This is a genomic window from Pseudomonas sp. JL23 (genome assembly GCF_056933585.1).
In genome coordinates this window covers 5,619,923-5,639,687 of sequence record NZ_CM167795.1, presented here as the reverse complement: position 1 = coordinate 5,639,687, position 19,765 = coordinate 5,619,923, and the positions used below count along the sequence as shown (strand labels likewise).

General features: G+C 59.5%; 16 protein-coding genes. 6 read left to right on the top strand and 10 right to left on the bottom strand.

Translation table 11 applies throughout. The features are described from left to right. Positions 1–2: 2 nt before the first annotated feature. The 8 genes from AC1Z24_RS25950 to yaaA form a co-directional block, all read right to left on the bottom strand. A complete protein-coding gene (locus AC1Z24_RS25950; RefSeq protein ID WP_483743269.1) occupies positions 3–1,445 on the bottom strand; it encodes an alginate O-acetyltransferase in 1,443 nt (480 codons plus the stop codon). 15 nt (positions 1,446–1,460) lie between these two features. Further along, positions 1,461–3,044, bottom strand: coding sequence for a mannuronan 5-epimerase AlgG (gene algG, locus AC1Z24_RS25945; protein ID WP_483743268.1), 1,584 nt, complete (start codon positions 3,042–3,044; stop codon positions 1,461–1,463). A 67-nt stretch (positions 3,045–3,111) separates the two neighbouring features. Further along, entirely contained in the window at positions 3,112–4,593 is a 1,482-nt protein-coding gene (locus AC1Z24_RS25940; RefSeq protein WP_483743267.1) for an alginate export family protein, read from the bottom strand. Continuing rightward, positions 4,590–6,008 carry an alginate biosynthesis TPR repeat lipoprotein AlgK gene (algK, locus tag AC1Z24_RS25935; protein ID WP_483743266.1) on the bottom strand — a complete coding sequence of 473 codons (1,419 nt, stop codon included), beginning with the start codon at positions 6,006–6,008 and terminating at the stop codon, positions 4,590–4,592. Before algK ends, AC1Z24_RS25940 begins: the two co-directional genes overlap by 4 nt. A 2-nt stretch (positions 6,009–6,010) precedes the next feature. Further along, complete coding sequence (locus AC1Z24_RS25930; RefSeq protein WP_483743265.1) at positions 6,011–7,183, bottom strand: PilZ domain-containing protein; 1,173 nt, start codon at positions 7,181–7,183, stop codon at positions 6,011–6,013. A gap of 41 nt (positions 7,184–7,224) precedes the next feature. Then, positions 7,225–8,706: a mannuronan synthase gene (alg8, locus tag AC1Z24_RS25925; protein WP_483743264.1), complete on the bottom strand. Its 1,482-nt coding sequence runs from the start codon at positions 8,704–8,706 to the stop codon at positions 7,225–7,227. Between the two features lie 105 nt (positions 8,707–8,811). After that, positions 8,812–10,128 carry a nucleotide sugar dehydrogenase gene (locus tag AC1Z24_RS25920; RefSeq protein WP_483743263.1) on the bottom strand — a complete coding sequence of 439 codons (1,317 nt, stop codon included), beginning with the start codon at positions 10,126–10,128 and terminating at the stop codon, positions 8,812–8,814. 885 nt (positions 10,129–11,013) lie between these two features. Next, the gene (gene yaaA, locus AC1Z24_RS25915) at positions 11,014–11,793 is read right to left on the bottom strand and encodes a peroxide stress protein YaaA (protein ID WP_483743262.1); all 780 of its coding nucleotides are present in this window, start codon (positions 11,791–11,793) and stop codon (positions 11,014–11,016) included. A 192-nt stretch (positions 11,794–11,985) separates the two neighbouring features. On the opposite strand from yaaA, the gene AC1Z24_RS25910 reads away from it, so the two are divergent. From AC1Z24_RS25910 to moaE, 6 genes are all read left to right on the top strand, one after another. Next, a complete protein-coding gene (locus tag AC1Z24_RS25910; protein ID WP_483746719.1) occupies positions 11,986–13,122 on the top strand; it encodes a polysaccharide deacetylase family protein in 1,137 nt (378 codons plus the stop codon). Positions 13,123–13,454: 332 nt separating this feature from the next. Then, positions 13,455–14,849, top strand: a complete 1,395-nt coding sequence (locus AC1Z24_RS25905) for a PhoH family protein (protein ID WP_259107420.1) — start codon at positions 13,455–13,457, stop codon at positions 14,847–14,849. Between the two features lie 587 nt (positions 14,850–15,436). Continuing rightward, on the top strand, positions 15,437–15,925 hold the full coding sequence (locus tag AC1Z24_RS25900; RefSeq protein ID WP_483743261.1) for a hypothetical protein: 489 nt from the start codon (positions 15,437–15,439) through the stop codon (positions 15,923–15,925). Positions 15,926–16,042: 117 nt separating this feature from the next. After that, positions 16,043–16,528, top strand: a complete 486-nt coding sequence (moaC, locus tag AC1Z24_RS25895) for a cyclic pyranopterin monophosphate synthase MoaC (protein ID WP_483743260.1) — start codon at positions 16,043–16,045, stop codon at positions 16,526–16,528. Beyond that, entirely contained in the window at positions 16,525–16,770 is a 246-nt protein-coding gene (locus tag AC1Z24_RS25890) for a MoaD/ThiS family protein (RefSeq protein WP_483743259.1), read from the top strand. Before moaC ends, AC1Z24_RS25890 begins: the two co-directional genes overlap by 4 nt. A gap of 3 nt (positions 16,771–16,773) precedes the next feature. Then, positions 16,774–17,247, top strand: coding sequence for a molybdopterin synthase catalytic subunit MoaE (gene moaE / locus AC1Z24_RS25885; RefSeq protein WP_483743258.1), 474 nt, complete (start codon positions 16,774–16,776; stop codon positions 17,245–17,247). 139 nt (positions 17,248–17,386) lie between these two features. Here moaE and rhlB read toward each other — a convergent pair whose 3' ends face one another. Together rhlB and AC1Z24_RS25875 are read right to left on the bottom strand one after the other, a co-directional pair. Then, the gene (rhlB, locus tag AC1Z24_RS25880; protein ID WP_483743257.1) at positions 17,387–18,862 is read right to left on the bottom strand and encodes an ATP-dependent RNA helicase RhlB; all 1,476 of its coding nucleotides are present in this window, start codon (positions 18,860–18,862) and stop codon (positions 17,387–17,389) included. Between the two features lie 113 nt (positions 18,863–18,975). Next, positions 18,976–19,632 carry an alpha/beta hydrolase gene (locus AC1Z24_RS25875; RefSeq protein WP_483743256.1) on the bottom strand — a complete coding sequence of 219 codons (657 nt, stop codon included), beginning with the start codon at positions 19,630–19,632 and terminating at the stop codon, positions 18,976–18,978. Positions 19,633–19,765: the final 133 nt, after the last annotated feature.

Genomic DNA, 19,765 nt, shown 5'->3' with positions numbered 1-19,765 from the left:
CCTCATAGCCCGGCCTGGGCGGTGGAGCTTTTGCCCGCGCCGGGGAATACGTTGCGTTTGCATACTGTCGCTTCGACTTGCTGAGGTGCCGCGCCCGCTTCCGGGCCTTGCAGTTCCAGTGCGAGCAGTTGTTGGTCTGCCCAGTCCTTGTCCTCGCGCAGTTCAAAGGCGAAGCGCCCGTCGGTATCGGATGTCTCCGGTTTCTCGATCTTCAGGTCTTCGTGGCGCCCATTCATGTACCAGAGGCGGGCCTGCAGGGTTTTCACCGAGGTGTCGGCGAAGCGGATGTCGACCTGATTACTGCCGTTACGCACGTCCTTGGCACCGCCATTGACCAGTATTTCGTTGGTGCCGGTCTTGAGGGAGGCCTTGGCGCTCATCAGCGCGGGCTTGCCTTCGCAACCATTGCCCAGCAGCGACATCATCTGGCGGTAGATGGTCTCCTGGTCGAGTCTGTACAGCGGGGAAAATTCCCAGATCAGGATCTTCGGTGGATGCTTCTGGAAATCGTCGCTGCCCAGGTATTGCAACATCGAGCCTTCCAGACCGCCGCCGGGAAAGGCGACGTTGAGAATGTCGGCGCCGATGTACTGTTGCAGGAAGCCGCCGAAGTTGTAGTTCTTGCCACTGTGGCTGGTGCCGACCAGGGTGATCTGCGGCGTGGCAGAGTCGCCGAACAGATCGCCGTCGGCCGCTTCGCCCTTGGGCTCGGTGCCGAACTGATCCATGTACTGGATCGCATAGCTGGTGCCGCACAGCTGTCCGGCCATGTTGTGCAGGGTGCCTTTCTTGCCCATGCGACCGATGCGATGGGTTTCGAATTCACGCCGTGGAATGTCGGCGAACTGGGGCATTTTCTTCACGGTCTCGGCGACGATTTTCGCCGTGCGCTCGGCCCCGTATGGCGTCCAGTGCTGGTCGCCACGGAAGTAGAAATCATGAGCCTGTTGCTCGTTGGTCAACGGCGACAGGTCCGGCACCCAGTAGCCCATCTTGCTGAAGCGGCCGAGCATCGCCTGATAGTTTTTCAGGGCGGTGTCGTAGTCGAACTTGTCGCGTTCAGCGGGGAAAAGTTTGTTGCGATCCACCAGGCCACGGGTCGGCTGATAGACCACCACCAACTCGACACCCTTGCTCTTGAAGGCGTCGTGCAGTTCCTGCATGCGCCGGTAGCCTTCGGGCGTGGTGTTGAACTCGGTACGCAGGTCTTCCTGGGTACGGAATAGCCAGTCGCTCTGAGCCTGCACCAGCGTGGTGAAGTTTTGCTGGTAGCGCGTGACGTAGTTCTTCGCATCATGTGCTTCAGGGCACAGGTTGCAGCACGGCTCGGCGGTGAAGGTCGGCGCCGCGGGCAGGTTTTCTGCGCTGGCAGTGCCGGCGCTGATGGCAAACAGGGCGGCGCTGAGACCGCTGAAACTGAGAAGCTTGATCAAATGGGCGTGCATAAAAAATACCTGTGCTCAGTCGCGAAGATCGGCTTGGCGTTCGACCGGATCGATCAATACGGCTTTTTGCTGGCGCACCAGCAGATCGAGGATTTCCCCCTGACGCTCTCCCAGCACACCGTTGAAGCTGATGCCGCTGGCCTTGACCGGGGCTTTCATCGATACCTTGTACAGCTCCAGGCTCAGGGGCGAGTCGATGGACAGGGGACCGGAGCCATTGCCGGCCAGTTCACCGCCGACCACGATCAGCGAAACTTCGGCGTCGAAGGGGTCCAGGGCGATGTCGCGGTCGGTGTCGCTGAGGTCCTTGATGTGGCCGAACACGCCCATCAGGCCGTTGCCCATGGCGATGTTCTCGTAGAGGCGCACGTTGACGCTGTTGCGCACGCGGATGCCGTGGCGGCGATTGGCGATGACGCGGTTGCCGTAGAGCAGGTTGTCCGCGCTTTCGTACAAGGTGATGCCGTCGGTGTGGTTCTGGTAGATCTCGTTGTAGGCCACCAGGTTATTCACGCTGTTACGGTCGATCACCAGGCCTGAAAGGTGGTTGTCATAGCTCTTGTTGCCGAAGATGAAGCTGTCGTTCACTTCACGGGAAATGATGATGCCGTGCTTCTTCTTGGTCCCGTGGACGATGTTGTCGGCGATGATCAGACCGTGGGAACGGTCATGGGGGTCAATGCCGTAGACGATGTTGTCCTTGTAGGTATTGCCCTTGACCACAACGTCCCGCGCTTCATAGCAGTAGAAGCCGTACCACATGTCGCTGAACTCGGAGCCGATGATCCAGCCGGTCGGTTGCGGGCGCTTGAGCACCTTGGCCATGTTCGGCGTGTACTGGGAAATACTCACCCCGTAGGACTTGCTGTTGGCGTAACCGAAACTGGCCATCTTGCTGTTGATGATGTAGGTATCGGTGCCGCCCCAGGCCAGCAGGAACGGGCGGAATTCCTTGGGCGAACGGAAGGTCGCCGGGCCGTTGTCAGCCTCGCGCCAGCCAGTGACCCTGGTGTCACGAATGAACATCTGGCCGTCGTTGATCAGGAACGAACCGCCCTCCTGGGACAGGCGCAGCTCCTGGGTCTTGCCGTCGATTTCGAAGATGCCTTTACGCCCGACCACGATCGGGATCCGCGCCAGGAACACGCCCGGCGAGGTCTCGCTGAAGTATTTCTTCGGCAGGGTCTTGGTCAGGTCACGCAGGTTGACGTAGCCGTCTTCGATAAAGATCGCCTGGGGAATGCCGTGCTGGCGGCGGACCCATTCGGCCAGCTTGTTATCGCCGCCGACGAATTCCTTGAGGGCGTCTTCCATCATGAAGCGGGTAACCCGCACCTTGCCCGGCTTGCTGCGCACGATCTTCGCGGCGGCTGCTTCGGCGGTGTAGCCAGACAGGTCCGGCGGCACCGGCTTGGCCAGGTTCAGGGGGCCTACGGGCGGACTGCTGATGGTATAGGTCTTGGCCTGTTGCAGCTCCTTGACCACTTTGTCGGTGGCACCGGTAACGGGGGCATTGGCCAGGGCCGTACCGCCTGCCAGCAACAGTGCGCCGCCGAGCAGGGTGCAGGGCCAGAGCCTGCGGCTTACTTGACTGTTCATCTCATTGCACCCTCTGCGAAATTAGTCGGATTAACTCGGCCCACAAGTCTTCTCCTGTGCGCGTTCATCAGAAGCGCCAGATCACGTCGATAAACGCGCGGTGCATGTAGCTGTCCACACCGCTGCCATAGGCATCACCGGGCTTGAACACGCCGCCACGAAAACGCACCAGGGCCGAAGGTTCATCGATGGACTGGCTCAGGGCCGCCGGCAGCAGGCCTTGCTTGAAGTACTTGGTGACCACCAGGTCCATTTCCTGACCCAGGTCTTTCTTGCCATCGACCAGCGGCAGGGAGGTGCTCGATTCCAGGCCGGTCAGCGGGTCGGTGTTGTTGTCCACCGCATCAATGCCGGTGCCAGTGACCGGCTTGTTGCCGTCGACGCGCCAGAACTTGTGGTAGACCAGGCTGGCGTCGTATTCGTCGCGTAGTTCCCAGGAGCCGAACAGGGTTGCCGACTGCATGTTGTTCATGCTGCCGCGAAAGGCTTCGCCGAAGCGGTGGACGCGCGAGCGAGTGCCGGTAAAGGCCGAGCGGTTACTCTCCAGGCCGTTCTGTTCGTACTCGCCGCTGGCCCGGGCGTAGGCCGCGCCGACCTGCCATTGCGGGTCGAGGCGCAGACGCAGGCCAAGGTCGGTGGCCCAGCCGTTGACGTCGTCGCTGCTTTTCTGCCCGGCGACGCGCACGCCGTTCTGGTCCAGCGGGCTGATGCTGTGCCGCGAGCCACTGAGGCCGGTGACGCTGCCCCAGTAATTGATCGTATTGGTGTTGTTGTGGTTGTAGGCGTCGCTGTTGACGTCCAGGCCGAGCCAGGTCAGGTCGCCGTTCTCGGTCTTGTCCAGAGAGTCGACCTCGGTGCTGCCGGTCTTCAGGTGGCCGTCGTCATGGGTATGGTGCGCGCGCAGGCCGACCCATTGGCCGGGCATCCACTGGGCGTAGATATCGCCGTAGACATGCAGGCGATCCTTGTCCTGGGGCGCCAGTTCGGTGAGGTCGGTGCGGTATTCGCTGAAGCGTTCGGCGGCACCCAGATGGGCGCGCAGCAGGGTGGTGTCGAAGTCCCAGTTCAGTGCTTCGATATTGGTGTCGCGCCACTGGCCGTCGTCGTTGCGCAGGCGCTGGCGACCGAACTTGAGAATCTCGCCGGGGTAGGGCGTGAAGCCGCTGTAGCCGACCCAGAATTCACGCAGGGCCAGGTAGCTCTTGTCGGGCTTGCGCTTGTCGGCGGAGCTGTCGTCTTGCTGGCTGCCATCGGCGGACTGGCGCAGGGTATCGGTTTCGACGATATCGGTGGCGGTCACGGCCTGGCCCATGGCGTAGGCGCTCCAGTTACCGTTCTCGAAGTAAGCCCATGGACGCAGGTCCAGGCCCAGGCCGTTGACGTCGCCGCCGTCACGGGTGCCGAGGTCGCGGTCGTCTTCGGATTGCGCGGTGGCTTTGATTTCAATGCCGAAGTTCTTGTCTTCGGTCAGGGCTGCCAGCGTCGGGCAGGCCCACAGCAGGGTAAAGCCCAGGCCAAGCCCGGCTGCCATCAAGGGGTTCAACTTCATAGTGCATCCTCGCCGTCTTGTTTTTGCAGGGCCTGCATCACCAGTGTGTTGTTCTGGTTGGCAGTGGCGCCCCGTACCTGTTGCTCTTGTTGCAGCAGCCGTTGGGCGACTGCGAGCTTTTCAGGCGGCAATTGTTCGCTGAGTTGCTGGGCCAGATCCTTGGCTTCGGGAGTGTCTTGCTTGAGCGCCAGTTGGCCGAAGACCCAGGCGTTGACTGGATCAGGCTTGGTGCCCTTGCCCTGGGAAAACAGCTGGGCGAGGGCGAAATCGGCGCTGTTCTGGCCGCCGCGTGCGGCCTTGAGCAGTTCGTCAGTGGCCTTCTGCGGGTAGACATCGCCCAGGTAGCCACGCCGATAGATCTGCCCCAGGTAGTAATGGGCGGCCAGTTCGGTATTGGCGGCTTTCTTCAGGTGTTCTTCGGACTTGGCCGGATCGGCCGGGACCAGCTTGCCCTCGTAGTAGAGCTTGCCCAGCAGCAGTTCGGCGCGGGGCTGGTCGGCGGCGCGGCCGTTGTCCAGGTATTCCATCATCTTGTTGACGTCGCCCAGGTCCGGGAAGTCGTAGAGCAGCTTGGCCAGGGTGACCCAGGAAACCGGGTAGCCCGGCGCGACTTTTTCCAGCAGCGCTTGGGCGGTTTTCTCGTCCGGTTTGCCGATCTCGGGGTCGGCCAGTACCCGCGCTACGCCATCGACCCGTGCCGGATCGACGACGCCGATGCGATAGGCGTCCTGCAGTTGATCGAGCAGGGCGGCCAGTTTGTCTTTGTCGGCTTCGCCGCGCTTCTGGTAGACAGTGGCCAGTTCGATGTAGCAGATATCGGTGCTGGCCAGCAGCGGTTTGCAGATGTTTTCGACGTCGGCCAGGTGCTGATCGTAGGTGCCCTGGGTGCGATACAGCAGCACCTGAGCCAGACCGGCTTCGGGATAGCCGGCCTTGCGCCATTGATCGATCTTCTGCTGCGCGTTGACCTGGGGGAAGGTCTGCGGATATTGCAGATAGAGCATGGCCAGCGGCAGGACCGAGCCGGTCTCGCCGTTGTTGATCGACTTCTGCAGCAGACCCTCGGCTTCACGCTGTTCGGCCGGGGTGGCGCCGGGCTTGGTGGCCAACAGGCGACCCAGACGCGATTGCGCACGCACCGAGGTCTCGGCGGCGGCGCGGTAGGTCGCCTCGGCCAGTTTCATTTGTGCCGGGTCACGGCTTTCGACCTGGATATCGGCCAGCCCGACCTGGGCGTCGCTGTAGCCCAGGTCAGCCAGTTGCCGGTAGTTCTGCTCGGCCAGAGCGGTATCGCCGTGCTTGAGGGCTTCATTGGCCAGGCGCTGGTCAGGCAGACCGGCGCAGCCGCTGATGCCGATGGCTACAGCAATGCTCAACAGCGCGGGAGTCGACAAGTGTCGCAACGGGCCAGTCATGGTCAGAGACCCGCGGCCATGGCTTTATCGATGATCCAGCTCAGGGACGGGCCCCGATCGCTGGTCACTTCAACCGGCTTGCCGGCGTAGCGGCTGTCCAGGGCTTCGTCCGGCTGGATTTGCACGCGGATGTCAGTGGACAGGTCGGTGGCGGCCAGGTTGGTGCTGCTGGTGATCACGCCGCTGCGGGTTTCGCTTTCACCGGCAATCTGGAAGTTCACCCGGGTGCCCGGCATGACATTGCCGAACTGGCGATAGCTGAAGCGTGCGTCGATGGTGGCGGCGGTATGGCGCGGTACCAGTTGGAAGATCACCTGGCCTTTGGCGGCGTACTGACCGTTGGCGACCAGTTGGCGGGCCACGGTGCAATCACATGGGCTGGTCAGGGTGCCGCTGAGTTTGCGACCGAACAGTTCTTCGACCTTGGCCGGTTGTAGCAGGGCGTCATCGAGGTGGCCCTGAAGCATTTCCAGCATGTTGGTGCTGAACGAAGCCAGTGGCGCGTCCTTGGTCACTACGCCATCGGCGCCGACCAGGCTTTGCACGGTACCTTCGCGAGGCATGGTCACGTCCATGCCCGGCACGCTGACCACACCGGCTTCGGCGTGGCTGACGAAGTACAGGCCGTAGACCGTCTTGAAGATGAAACCGAAGGCTACCAGACCGATGACAAACACACCGAGGCTGAAGGTCACGGCGCGAATGCGGCCGAGCACGCTCATGCCGTTGCCGTCACCCTTGATCTTGCGCGCCTTGGTGAAGTTGTCGCGCTGCAGGGTGGCGAGCACTTCGCCCATGCTGACGATATCGCCGCTCAGGTGCGAGGTGATCAGGTGGCGCAGGGTGGCGATGTCCTGGGCTTCCAGATGCTGGAACTGGCAGCCGACCCGGCCGCTGGCAGCGTCGAGGGAGCGCACTTGCAGCTCGACATCCATGGCCAGGCCGAGGTTGTCGATGAGAAATTGCAGGCGACCCTTGATCACCTCACCGACGGTTGGCCGCTGGCTGGCGGGGGCGATATAGCTCAGGCCACCGGCAGAGAGGTCTTCGATACGCACCAGTGGTGCGTTGGGCTGCCCGTTGAGCAGGCGCAGCTTGGCGGGAATCTTGACCCGTGCATGTTGGCGCTGGGCTTCGGATTCATGGACGACGTTCACATTCACGGCTGTATTCATGACGATAGTTCCTGATTAAACGGTTGATCCATGGGGGCCTGTCAGACCATTGTCAGCAGCACGGCAACGAAGATGCTGCCCGCGGAAAAGGTCATGGTTCGCGACGACCAGGTGTTGAACCAACCCTGGAAACTGGCCATGTCGCGGCTGAGCTTGGTGTCCTGACGAGTCCAGGACTGGCGGTCAAGACGGAAGAACACGTAGATCTTCATCAGGGCGCCGACGATCTGGTTGTAATAGAGAATCACCGGGTAGGCCGGGCCGATGCTGTGCCCGCTGCACGACAGCAGCAGGGTGAGGATCAGGCGGGTAATGCCGATCCACAGCAGGTACATCAGCAAAAAGGTCACGCCGTATTTGAAGCTGGCGATCAGGGCCACAGTCAGGCCGAGGATCGACGTCCACATGGACACGCGCTGGTCGAACAGCACTACGCTGGTGAACACGCCGAGGCGATTGACACCCAGGCCCAGGGCACGGGAGTTCTGCCGCAGGTTGTTGCCGTACCAGCGGTACATCAGTTTGCGGCTGGCCTTGAGGAAGCTCTTTTCCGGTGGGTGTTCAACGGTGTTGATCGCCGCATCCGGTACGTAAAAGGTGTCGTAGCCCAGGCGCATCAGGCTGAACCAGCTGGACTTGTCGTCGCCGGTGAGGAACTTGAAAGTGCCCAGGCGCCAGTGGTGCAGCGAATCGCTTTCGACGTCGGCAATGAACTCGGGGTCGGTGACCACCGTGGCGCGAAATACCGACATGCGCCCGGTCATGGTCAGCACGCGCTTGGACAGGGCCATGGAGCACATATTGATGTGGCGCTGGGCGAAACGCAGCTTGTGCCACTCGCTCATGATGTAGCCGCCGCGCACTTCACAGAACTCGTTGGTGGTCAGGCCGCCGACATTGCCGAACAACTGGAACCACGGCACGGTCTTGCGCACCACGCCTTCGCTGAGCACGGTGTCGCCGTCGATCACCGCTACCACTGCGCGCTCGTCCGGCAGGTGGCGGGAGATGGCGCGGAAACCGAAGGCCAGGCCATCACGTTTGCCGGTGCCGGCGATGCGCACGAAGTCCAGGGTCACGCGAGCCGGCGGATTCATCCGCGCCCACAGGGCCTTGACCAACAGCTCGTCAGACATCTCCACCAGGGAGCAGACCACGGTGGTCGGGTAGCCGCATTCGATCGCTTCGCGGATCACCGAGCTGTAAACCTGAGCAGTGGTCAGGGCATCGATGCGAAAACTGGTGACCATCAGAAATACGTGGGACGGATCCGCCGCCTCGCCCAGCTTGCGCACTTTGCGCCGCAGGTGCGGGTAGACCACGTAGAGAAACAGCATGCCGCGCAGAAAGTGCGTAATGCCCATCGAGTAGCGCCAGATACCCACGGCGCCAATCAGGAAAATGAAGTTCTTGGACTGCGAGTCAAAGATGCTCGTCGGCAAGGCCAGGGCCAGGGCCATCAAGAAACTGAGGTAAAACAGCCAACCTGCGGCCTGTAGGAGGCCATGCTTTAGCCTTTGCATAATCGAATCCCTTGGCTGGATAGCTGCAAGCTGCAAGCTGCGAGCTTCAAGAGGATGTTGACCTTGAGCTCGTGGCTTGCCGCTTGCAGCGTGTAGCTGCTTTCGTTACCAGCAAATCCCTTCGGACTGGCCGCTTTCACCGGTGGTCTTGGTCATGAAGCCCACCAGGTCGACGACGTGCTTGCCGGCCGGAGCCTTGTCCGCCAGAGCACGGAAGCGCTCGTCACGGTTGCCGAGGATGATCACGTCGGAGTCGTTGATCACCTGATCGAAATCAGAGTTGAGCAGCGAGGAAACGTGAGGGATCTTCGACTCGATGTAGTCCTTGTTGGCACCGTGGACGCGGGCGTATTCGACGTTGCTGTCGAAGATGCTCAGGTCGAAGCCCTTGCCGATCAGCATCTCGGCCAGTTCCACCAGCGGGCTCTCGCGCAGGTCGTCAGTACCGGCCTTGAAGCTCAGGCCGAGCAGGGCGACTTTGCGGGTGTCGTGGCTGGCGACGATGTCGAAGGCGTTCTGTACCTGGGAGACGTTGCTGCGCATCAGCGAGTTGAGCAGTGGCGCTTCCACATCCAGGCTGCTGGCGCGGTAGGTCAGGGCGCGGACGTCTTTTGGCAGGCAGGAGCCGCCGAAAGCGAAGCCAGGACGCATGTAGTACTGGGACAGGTTCAACTGTTTGTCCTGGCAGACCACTTCCATCACTTCGCGACCGTCGACACCCACCGCCTTGGCGATGTTGCCGATTTCGTTGGCGAAGGTGACCTTGGTCGCATGCCAGACGTTGCAGGTGTACTTGATCATCTCGGCAACGGCGATGTCCTTGCGGATGATCGGCGCGTCGAGTTCTTCGTACAGGGCTTGCAGCACATCGCCGGAAGCTTTGTCGAACTCGCCGATAACGGTCATTGGCGGATGGTCGTAGTCTTTGATCGCGGTGCTTTCACGCAGGAACTCAGGGTTCACCGCGACACCGAAATCGACACCGGCCTTCTTGCCGGAACAGTCTTCGAGGATAGGAATCACCACGTTGGCGACAGTGCCCGGCAGTACGGTACTGCGCACCACGATGGTGTGGCGGGAAGTCTTGTCACGCAGGACAAAGCCGATTTCGCGGCAGACGGACTCGATGAAATCCAGTTCCAGATCGCCGTTCTTCTTGCTTGGCGTGCCGACGCAGATCATCGACACATCAGTGGCACGGATGGCCTCGGAAAAGTCCGTGGTACCGCGCAGTCGGCCGGTCTTGATGCCCTTATCGAGCAACTCGCCCAAGCCCGGTTCGACGATGGGCGACTTGCCCTGGTTGATAAGGTCAATCTTGGCGCTGGAGATATCCACACCGACTACATCATGACCTCGCGCTGACAGGCAACCGGCACATACTGCACCGACGTAGCCCAAACCAAAGATGCTGATACGCATCGTCTTTCTCCTCGATTTCACGCCATAAGTTGGCTGGATAAGTTGTATTGACCAGCAGTTAACGCGCACTCGAAAGTTCAACGGGTTAAGGCCGAAGAATCGAACGCAGGCAGGATTAATAATGAGTGCCTATTAACTTAGGCAACCTCGAACCGCAGTAGCGATGAGTGGCAAGTAGCTCGTGTCCGACGGGCACGGGATCTTGCTCTGGTGAAGTGGTGAGCCACTCCCTGTGGGCGGATGCACACGAATCCTCAATCACAACCCTGAGCCAGAGCCCACGGCCTGATGCGCCTGAGTGATCGTTTGCCAGCACTTCGGTGGTGCCGTGCCCGTCTTACTCCAACTAATGTAGGTGCTGCTTCTCCCGATACATGGGCTCTGGCGGTTAAGCCAGAAGTTCCTCTTGGAACTTCCTGATTTTCTCGGTGTGATGTAAGTGATCTCTCACGTCACAGACGATAATTGTTACGGGATGTAGGAGCCTGTGCCATTTGGATAAGTTCCGGGCCACTCGTCCTCTTTTTGAGAATCAGGCGGAAATGGGAGAAATGTGACGGTAGTCGCAATTTGATGGCAACTTGTGTTTCGCCCTTAGTTCATGGGTAGTTGCGCGAGGGGGATGTTTTTGTGCCACTACTGCAAATGAGCGAAATGCCAGCAGCGAAAAAAAGTTGTTATTTTTTTGAGAATGCCAAGTTGGCTAGCTGCCTGACAATTTAATGTCGTCAATAAGTCGTCATTTGAGCGATTGTCGCCAGGTAAACATTTGGCCGTAGCACCGGCTTTAGCCGGGAGAGCGTCATTTGCTTCGCAGGTGCCCTCCCGGCTAAAGCCGGTCCTACAGAAATCGCATTTCAATTCACGCGTTTGCGGCGTGTTCGACTATTGCTCGGGGCTGTCACGCAGGAACACCAGCTTGTCCGGGCTCGATTGCTCGCTGCTGTAGCGATAACCCTGCACGTCGAACTGCTTAAGGGCGGCCGGATCGTTGATACGCTCGCTGATGACGAAGCGGCTCATCATGCCCCGGGCCTTTTTGGCGTAGAAGCTGATGATCTTGTACTGGCCGTTCTTCAGGTCCTTGAACTCGGTGTCGATGATCCGCGCCTTGAGGGCCGAACGCTTGACCGCCGAAAAATATTCGGTAGAGGCCAGGTTCAGCAGCAGGTCATCACCTTGATCAGCCAGGGCCTGGTTCAGCCATTCGCTGATGCGCGTGCCCCAGAAGGCGTACAGGTCCTTGCCCCGGGCGTTGGCCAGGCGTGTGCCCATTTCCAGGCGGTAGGGCTGCATCAGGTCCAGCGGGCGCAGCAGGCCGTACAGGCCCGAGAGCATGCGCAGGTGGTCCTGGGCATAGCTGAGTTGATCGTCACTCAGGGTCTCGGCGTTCAGGCCGGTGTAGACATCGCCCTTGAATGCCAGCAGCGCCTGCTTGGCGTTGGCCGGGGTGAAGGCGGGCGTCCAGCTGCCGAAGCGCGCGGCGTTCAGCCCGGCCAGCTTGTCCGACAGGTGCATCAGCTCACTGATCTGCGCCGGGCTCAATTCGCGCAACTGCGTGATCAGTTCCTGAGAGTGGTCCAGATATTGCGGTTGGGTGAAACGCGTCGTGGTGGGCGGTGTTTCGAAATCGAGGGTTTTGGCTGGGGAAATCACCATCAGCATAACGTCGTCTCCTTTAATCGTCGGGGGATTCTAGGGACTTGGGCGCTATGACTCCAGCTATGGAGGCGATAGTCTCGACTCGATCACAGCTCGCCCGGCTTTGTATCAGCCACGACATCAGGTGTGGCATCGGGATCGGCTATAGTGCCGGGCTGGTTCAAACAGGTTTGTCTAAGGATGAGAGCAGTGGCTTTGCGGATCTTGATAGCAGTGTGCACCGGAGTCTTCTGGCTCAATGCCCAGGCAGCGTTGCCGCTGCCGGCGACCATGGACCGCAGTGTCTGGCCCGAGCAATTGACCTCGGAGCAATTGTTCGATGTCGCCTCGCGCGCGGAAATCCTAGCGTTCGCTCATGCCCTGTATCTCAGCGAAGGACTCGACGAAGAGGGCCTCAAGGCGCGCCTGGGCCTGCGTTCGATCAATATGCAGTCGATCAACCTGGTGCGTAACCGCCTGTGGACGCGCCTGCTGGAGAACTATCAGTTTGCCCAGAAGAGCTGCGAACAGGACGCCTCTTTCTGCGTGCTGGCCGATGAAATGGACCAGTTGCGCGAGCGCGCCGCCGAGTACCAGATCGCCGATGACTCCTTCTATGCCAGCTGGGCCAAGCCGAGCAATGCCTTTCACACCCGCTATCTGAATGAGCTGCTGCGCATGGCGGCGCTGTTCCCCCAGACCAGCAGCGAGATCGAGCGTTACAACTCCGATGAGCTGAGTGGCGATGAAATGCCCGATCGCAGCTTCATGCTCAATTTCGACAGCGGCCCGACGGCAGTCGATGGTGGCACCGACTGGCTGGCCGACTTCATGCGCCAGCAGAAACTCACCGCGACCTTCAATGTGCTGGGCAAAAGCCTGCAGGATCGTCTGGAAGACAGCTCGGTGACCAAGTTGCAGGATCTCTACCGCCTGCAATGCGTCGGTATTCAGGGTTGGGAGTATCGTTCCCACAGCCAGTGGGTCGACTGGCAGAACTCGGTGGCGCGCAGTGCCGCACTGGTTCAGCAGCTGTTGCCCGACAACTACGTGCCACTGTTCCGACCGCCCTACGGCCATCGTCGGGCCGACAGCGCGGAATTTTTCCGATCCCAGGATCTGCGGGTTTCATTGTGGAGCATCGACTCCCAGGACCTGAATCCGCGTATCACGCCCCAACAGAGTGCCGAGCGCGTACTGACCCTGATGCTGCTCTGGCGCCGTGGCACCATCATGTTTCATGACACCGGCAGCAAAGCCCAGGATGCATTGCCCTGGCTGCTGCTCAATACCGGACAAAGCGGCGTGCAGTGGCAGGACTGTCGTCAGATACCGGAAAGGCCCGTGGAATAAGGGCTGGAGAAGGTTTTAAGCGGGATGCGCAGGAAGATTCCTACGTGATTTTGCCTGGAGCGGACTTCCGACTGTAAACGTGCACGGCGCCCCCGCCAAGGGCTATTCGTCATACTGTGAAATAAACTTCAAAAAACTGTCAAAGAGCTTTTTTCTGTCATCTGTTTTGCGGTATTACGAAGACAGACCGCCGAACCCTGCAACACAGGTGGCGTCTTCCCGGACTCCATTTTGAGCATTTCTCTCCTGCCTGAAGGAGAGAGCCTCGGCGGCCTTTTCGTGGCGCAGTATGTTGGCTCTGCGCCGCCTGGCTTCTATAAAGGTGAGCGAGTATGGATGATCACGGACGCACCCCTTCCTCTAACCAGCCAATCCTTTACGTGCTCGATACCAACGTATTGATTCATGATCCAAACGCACTGCTGAACTTCGAAGAACACCACGTCGCCATCCCGATGACGGTCCTTGAGGAGCTCGACAAACTCAAGGCAGGCAAGCATTCGGTGGCTGCGGAATGCCGTCAGGCCATCCGCCTGATCGACAAGACCCTGGGCGAAGCCACACCGGAGGATGTTGAAAAAGGCGTACCGATCGATCGCGGCACCGGCGTGTTCAAGGGCTTTCTGTCGATCCTCATGAGCAAACGCGAGGAACCCAACAGCCTGCTGCCTGAACACCTCAACGACAACATCATCATCAACCAGTTGATCGACCTGCACGCGCGCGACAAGGACTTGCGCCTGGTGCTGGTGACCAAAGACATCAATATGCGCCTCAAGGCGCGGGCCTGCGGGATCGCTGCCGAAGACTACAGCACCGACCAGTTGGTCGATGATGTGTCGATGCTGTCCCGTGGCTATCACACCTTGACCGGCTCGTTCTGGGACCGGGTCAGCAAGGTCGAGACCCGTCAGGATCATGGCCGCACTTGGCACCGTGTGCAGATGAGCGATGCACTGCCTTCCGTGCATATCAACGAGTTCATTGTTGATGAGCAGGGCTTCGTCGGCTGGATCAAGGGCGTCAAGGCCGATGAACTGCTGATTCTGGACATGCATCAGGAACCGCTGCTGCATCAGGAAGCCTGGGGCCTCAAGCCTCGCGACATCTATCAGGGCCTGGCGCTGTTCGCCCTGCTTGATCCCGATATCCACCTGGTCAACCTGTCCGGCGCTGCGGGCTCCGGCAAGACCATTCTCGCCCTGGCCGCTGCCATCGAGCAGACCATGGTCAGCAAACGCTATCGCCGCATCATCGCTACCCGCAGCGTGCAGGGGCTGGACCAGGAGATCGGTTTCCTGCCCGGCACCGAAGCAGAAAAAATGGAGCCGTGGCTCGGCGCCATCACCGACAACCTCGAAGCCTTGCACATGGATGACGAAAACACCCATGGCAGCGTCGACTACATCCTCAGCAAAGTGCCCTTGCAGTTCAAATCCCTTAACTACATTCGTGGTCGCAGCTTCCAGCAGAGCCTGATCCTCATCGACGAATGCCAGAACCTCACCCCGCATCAGATGAAAACCATCATCACCCGCGCCGGCGCCGGTTCCAAAGTGGTCTGCCTGGGTAACCTGGCGCAGATCGATACGCCTTACCTGTCGGCCACCAGTTCCGGCCTGACCTACCTCACGGAGCGCTTCAAGGACTTCCCCAACGGCGTGCACATCACCCTGCAGGGTGTGCCGCGCTCGATCCTGGCTGAATATGCGGAGTCGCATTTGTAAGTTTGAAGTTGACGCTTGAAACCGGGGAGCGAATTTATCGAACGATAGATTCGCTCCCCGTTTTTTTACTGCTTTCGATTCTCATGCCTTTGCACTGCACTATGTGCATATCGATGCTTGACGGACCCTGCCGAATTTGATTAACAGTCCTGTGTGCCGTCGTGAAAAATGCAAGGGTACTTTATATAGGCTCCATAGACCGGGCAAAGGCAGCATTAAACAAGTTAAACGTCGAAGGTGATGGAATGGCAATAGCGGGTTGAAAGAGAGCGTTAGCAGTAACGCAAATATTGATGTAAACAAGCGTCGCAGTTTTTCAAGGATTTAGCATCTAGCCACAGTGGTGTTTGCCAAGTACAAACCTTCTATTCTGACAAGATTTACCCGATAAACGGACTGGTAGTTTTGACAGGTAGACGGGAAAGCGTTTTGCTCCCATAGTCATTGCTCCCCAAGGCCACAGGCCCTATGAGGGGCGACAGTCCATACAAGGACCAGACCGCAAGATCAAGACGGAACGCAGTTTCGTTTGGCAGGCTGTGGCTGATAGACAGTATGGATAAACTATCACTACAGGAGTTATAAAGATGGCCGAATATATTCAAAATGGCGATTTCAAGAGCGGCGTTCTGGCGCCTTGGGCGCCTAAAGGAAGTGTTGTTACCGAGGAAGATATCAACCGTCGGCGGTTTCATGTCTCCATCGGTGCTGCATCGCAAATCGTACAGCATTGGCGTATGGACGAGCCGCATGGCAGTCTGTTGTTTATGTTGGATATAAAGGTTGAGAATGGAACGGACGAACCCAAAGGCGGTGTGCAGGTCTTGTTTCTGTTCTCCGGTGGCCCAGACGGCCCGATCAGTGCAACTTACAATGTTAGAGAGGCGTCGGAGTGGGAGACGTTATACTTGCCGCTGTACGCTGGCGGTACTGCGACCAGTGGCAATATTGATTTATTGGTCCAGCCGGGTTTTACCAATAAGGTCACTATGACCAACATCTCTCTCTTGGGGGTCACCGGCGAGGAGTATGGATTTGAGTTGGTCAAATATGAGGTAGGTAAGCGAGACGCATAATAACGTCTGTCAGACGTCTGTCCCTGGGTACCGTGGGTATTCAGGGACAGATTTTAACCATGCCAGCTGTACGCTCGGTTTGGTTTACAATCTCTGCTCCTGTTCAGGAGTATCTCCGTGCTGACTCATCTCGATTCCCAAGGTCGCGCCAATATGGTCGACGTCACCGACAAGGCCGTGACGTCCCGTGAAGCCGTGGCCGAAGCCCGCGTGCGCATGCTGCCAACCACCCTGCAAATGATCGTCAGTGGCGGCCACCCCAAGGGTGATGTGTTCGCCGTGGCGCGCATTGCCGGGATTCAGGCGGCGAAGAAAACCAGTGACCTGATCCCGCTGTGCCATCCGCTGATGCTGACCAGCGTCAAGGTCGAGCTCAGCGCCGAGGGCGAAGACACCGTGCATATCGTCGCGCGCTGCAAATTGTCCGGGCAGACCGGCGTGGAAATGGAGGCACTGACCGCCGCCAGTGTCGCTGCTCTGACGATCTACGACATGTGTAAGGCCGTTGACCGGGGCATGGTGATTGAAGCCGTACGCCTGCTGGAGAAGCTGGGCGGCAAGAGCGGGCACTTCGTTGCCGACGCTGAAGGACAGACCCCATGAACATACAAGTGCGGTATTTCGCCCGTTATCGCGAAGCCCTGGGGCTGGACGGTGAGCGGGTCGATGGCGAGTTCTCCACTATCGATGACCTGCGCGCCCATTTGGCCAGGCGCGGCGATGTCTGGCAGGTGCTGACCGAGCAGAACCTGATGTGCGCCCGCAATGAAGAACTGCGCTCGGTAAACGAGCCGTTGCAGGATGGCGACGAAGTCGCGTTCTTTCCCACCGTGACCGGAGGCTGAACCATGGCGATTCGGGTTCAGGCGGCAGCGTTCGATCCGGGGGCCGAGGTCAATGCCCTGCATGCGGCCAATGTCGGTGTGGGTGCGGTGGTGAGTTTTGTCGGCTATGTGCGTGATTTCAACGATGGCCGTGAGGTAGCGGGGATGTTTCTGGAGCACTATCCCGGCATGACCGAAAAGGCCCTGGACAAGATTGCCGTCGAGGCCGAACAACGCTGGCCGCTGCTCAAGCTGGAGGTGTTGCATCGGGTCGGCGCCCTCGAGCCGGGTGAGCCTATCGTCTTCGTTGGCGTTGCCAGTGCTCATCGCCAGGCCGCATTCGAGGCCTGTGATTTCGTCATGGACTACCTGAAAACCCGTGCACCGTTCTGGAAGAAGGAAACCACTTCACAAGGACCGCGCTGGGTTGAAGGGCGGGACAGTGATCATGCGGCGGCGGGGCGGTGGCATAAAGCCGAACGCGGCGAGCCTACCTGAATTGGAATGAGATTTTTGTAGGAGCTGCCGAAGGCTGCGAGCGGGTGTATCTGATACACCGCTTTCTCAGCCTTCGGCAGCTCTTACAGGCCGGTGGTCGCTGCTAGATCGCTCTGCGGGACCCACCGCCCCCGTCTAATTACGCAGGCTTGCGCACCACCGCCCGCAACAACTCCATCGGTGGCATTTCGCAGCTGATCTTGCGGCCCAGCTTCTCTTCGATAGCGGGCAACTGATACGAATCGTCTTCCCCGGCAAAGCTGATCGATACACCGTCGGCCCCGGCGCGTCCGGTACGGCCGATACGGTGTACGTAGTCGTCCGGCACTTCTGGCAGGGTGAAGTTGATGACGTGGCTGATACCGTCAATGTGAATCCCGCGGCCAGCCACGTCGGTGGCGACCAGTACACGGATCTTGCCTTCGCGGAAACCTTCCAGCGTTTTGATGCGCTTGTGCTGCGGCACGTCGCCGGACAGTTGCGCGGCGTTGACGCCATCACGTACCAGGCGCTCTTCGATGCGACGCACTTCGTCCTTGCGGTTGGCAAAGACCATGACCCGTTCCCAGCCGTTGTCGGTGACCAGGTTATAAAGCAGCTTGTACTTGTCCGCCGAGGCCACGGCATAGATATGCTGCTCGACGTTATCGGCGGCGACGTTTTCGGACTCGATCTCGACGATGGACGGCTCGGTGGTCCATTGCTTGGCCAGATTCATCACGTCTTCGGTAAAGGTCGCAGAGAACAGCAGGGTCTGGCGCTCGCCCTTGTGCGGAGTCTGACGAATGATCTGACGGACTTGCGGGATAAAGCCCATATCGAGCATGCGGTCGGCTTCGTCGAGGACCATGACTTCGACCATGTCCAGATGCACTTCGCCGCGCTGGTTGAAGTCCAGCAGACGGCCCGGCGTGGCGACGAGGATGTCGCAATGACGCGCTTCGAGCTGCTTGAGCTGCTTGTCGAAGTCCATGCCACCGACGAAGGTCATGACGTTCAGGTCGGTGTACTTGGTCAGGTCGGCCGCGTCCTTGGCGATCTGTACCACCAGTTCGCGGGTCGGGGCGATGATCAGCGCGCGGGGCTCACCCATGTAGCGCTCTTTCGGCGGCGGGGTCTGGGTCAGCTGGGAAATGATCGAAATCAGGAAAGCGGCGGTCTTGCCGGTGCCGGTCTGGGCGCGGCCGATGGCGTCCTTGCCCTTGAGGGTGAAACCCAGTACGCCTGCCTGGATCGGCGTGCAGTACGGGAAACCCAGATCTTGAATCGCATGCATCAATTCCGGAGCGAGATCGAAATCGTGGAAGCGGGTCTTGCCTTCCTGTGGCTCGACAACGAAATCTTCAAGTTTCCATGGCGCAACCACCGGCTTGGGCGCGCGTTCGCGACGCGGGCGTGGGGCTTTGAGTTGGACTTTTTCGCCGTCGTCTTGCTCGATCTGGTCGGCTTGCGGCGCGGCAACCGCTGCAGGCGCGCTGTCTACGGTGACAACCTGGGGCTGCACGACAGGTTCGGCTGGGGCGGCGGGAGCGGTAACAGAGGGGGCAGGCACAGGGGCGAGCGACTCGACCTCGCTTTTACCGAACATCTTTTTAAGTGCTTTAAGCACGGTCATCTCATCAATTGATTAAGGAATGTACGTCGGGCAGTGTAAAGCAAGAACCGTGCGCGGCGTAGTGGCATGCCGAATGCGCTACAGAACGTTTCTGCCCGATGCGTTTAAAGACGTTACCCGAGCCGTTGAGCGAGCCAGGTTCCGATGTCGGAGATTTCCTCGGGTAACACTTCGTGGCCCATTGGGTACTCCTGCCATGCGGCGGTTACGCCCAGAGCCGTGAGTGTGTCGTAGGCGGCGCGGCCCATGGCCTTTTGCACCACATCATCGTATTGACCATGCAAGCTGTAGACCGGAATACGGCCCTGAATGTCTGTCAGGGTCAGGTGTTCGCTGAAGGTCGGGGCATAGGTCGATAGTGCCAATACGCCACCTAGCGGGCCCTGCCAGCGCAGGAACGCCGTGTGATAAACCACGGCGCCGCCCTGGGAAAAACCTGCCAGAAAAATCCGCGACGGGTCGATACCGCCGTCGCGCTGGGCCTCGATCAAAGCGATCACCCGCTGCGCCGACGCTTCCATCTGTTCCTTATTAATAGAGCGCGCCGGACTCATGGCAAGAATGTCGTACCAGCTGGGCATGGCATAACCGCCATTGATGGTCACGGCCTGGGTCGGCGCCTGAGGCAAAACGAAGCGCGTGGTCAGCAGTTTCTCCTGCAGCGCTTCAGCGACCGGCAGGAAGTCATATCGGTCAGCGCCCAGGCCGTGCAGCCAGATTACGCAGGCATCCGGCGTGTCCACGGGTTCAAGAATGAGGGATTCGTGCATGGTTGCTCCAATGAAGTGCGCGGCAAAATTTTAGATGCATTATTAAGGTGCGCAATCAAATGAAATTCGGCAGCGAATTGAAAGAAATTTGAATGAAGATGTCGCAAGGTTACAAGTTTTAGACTTGACGTGT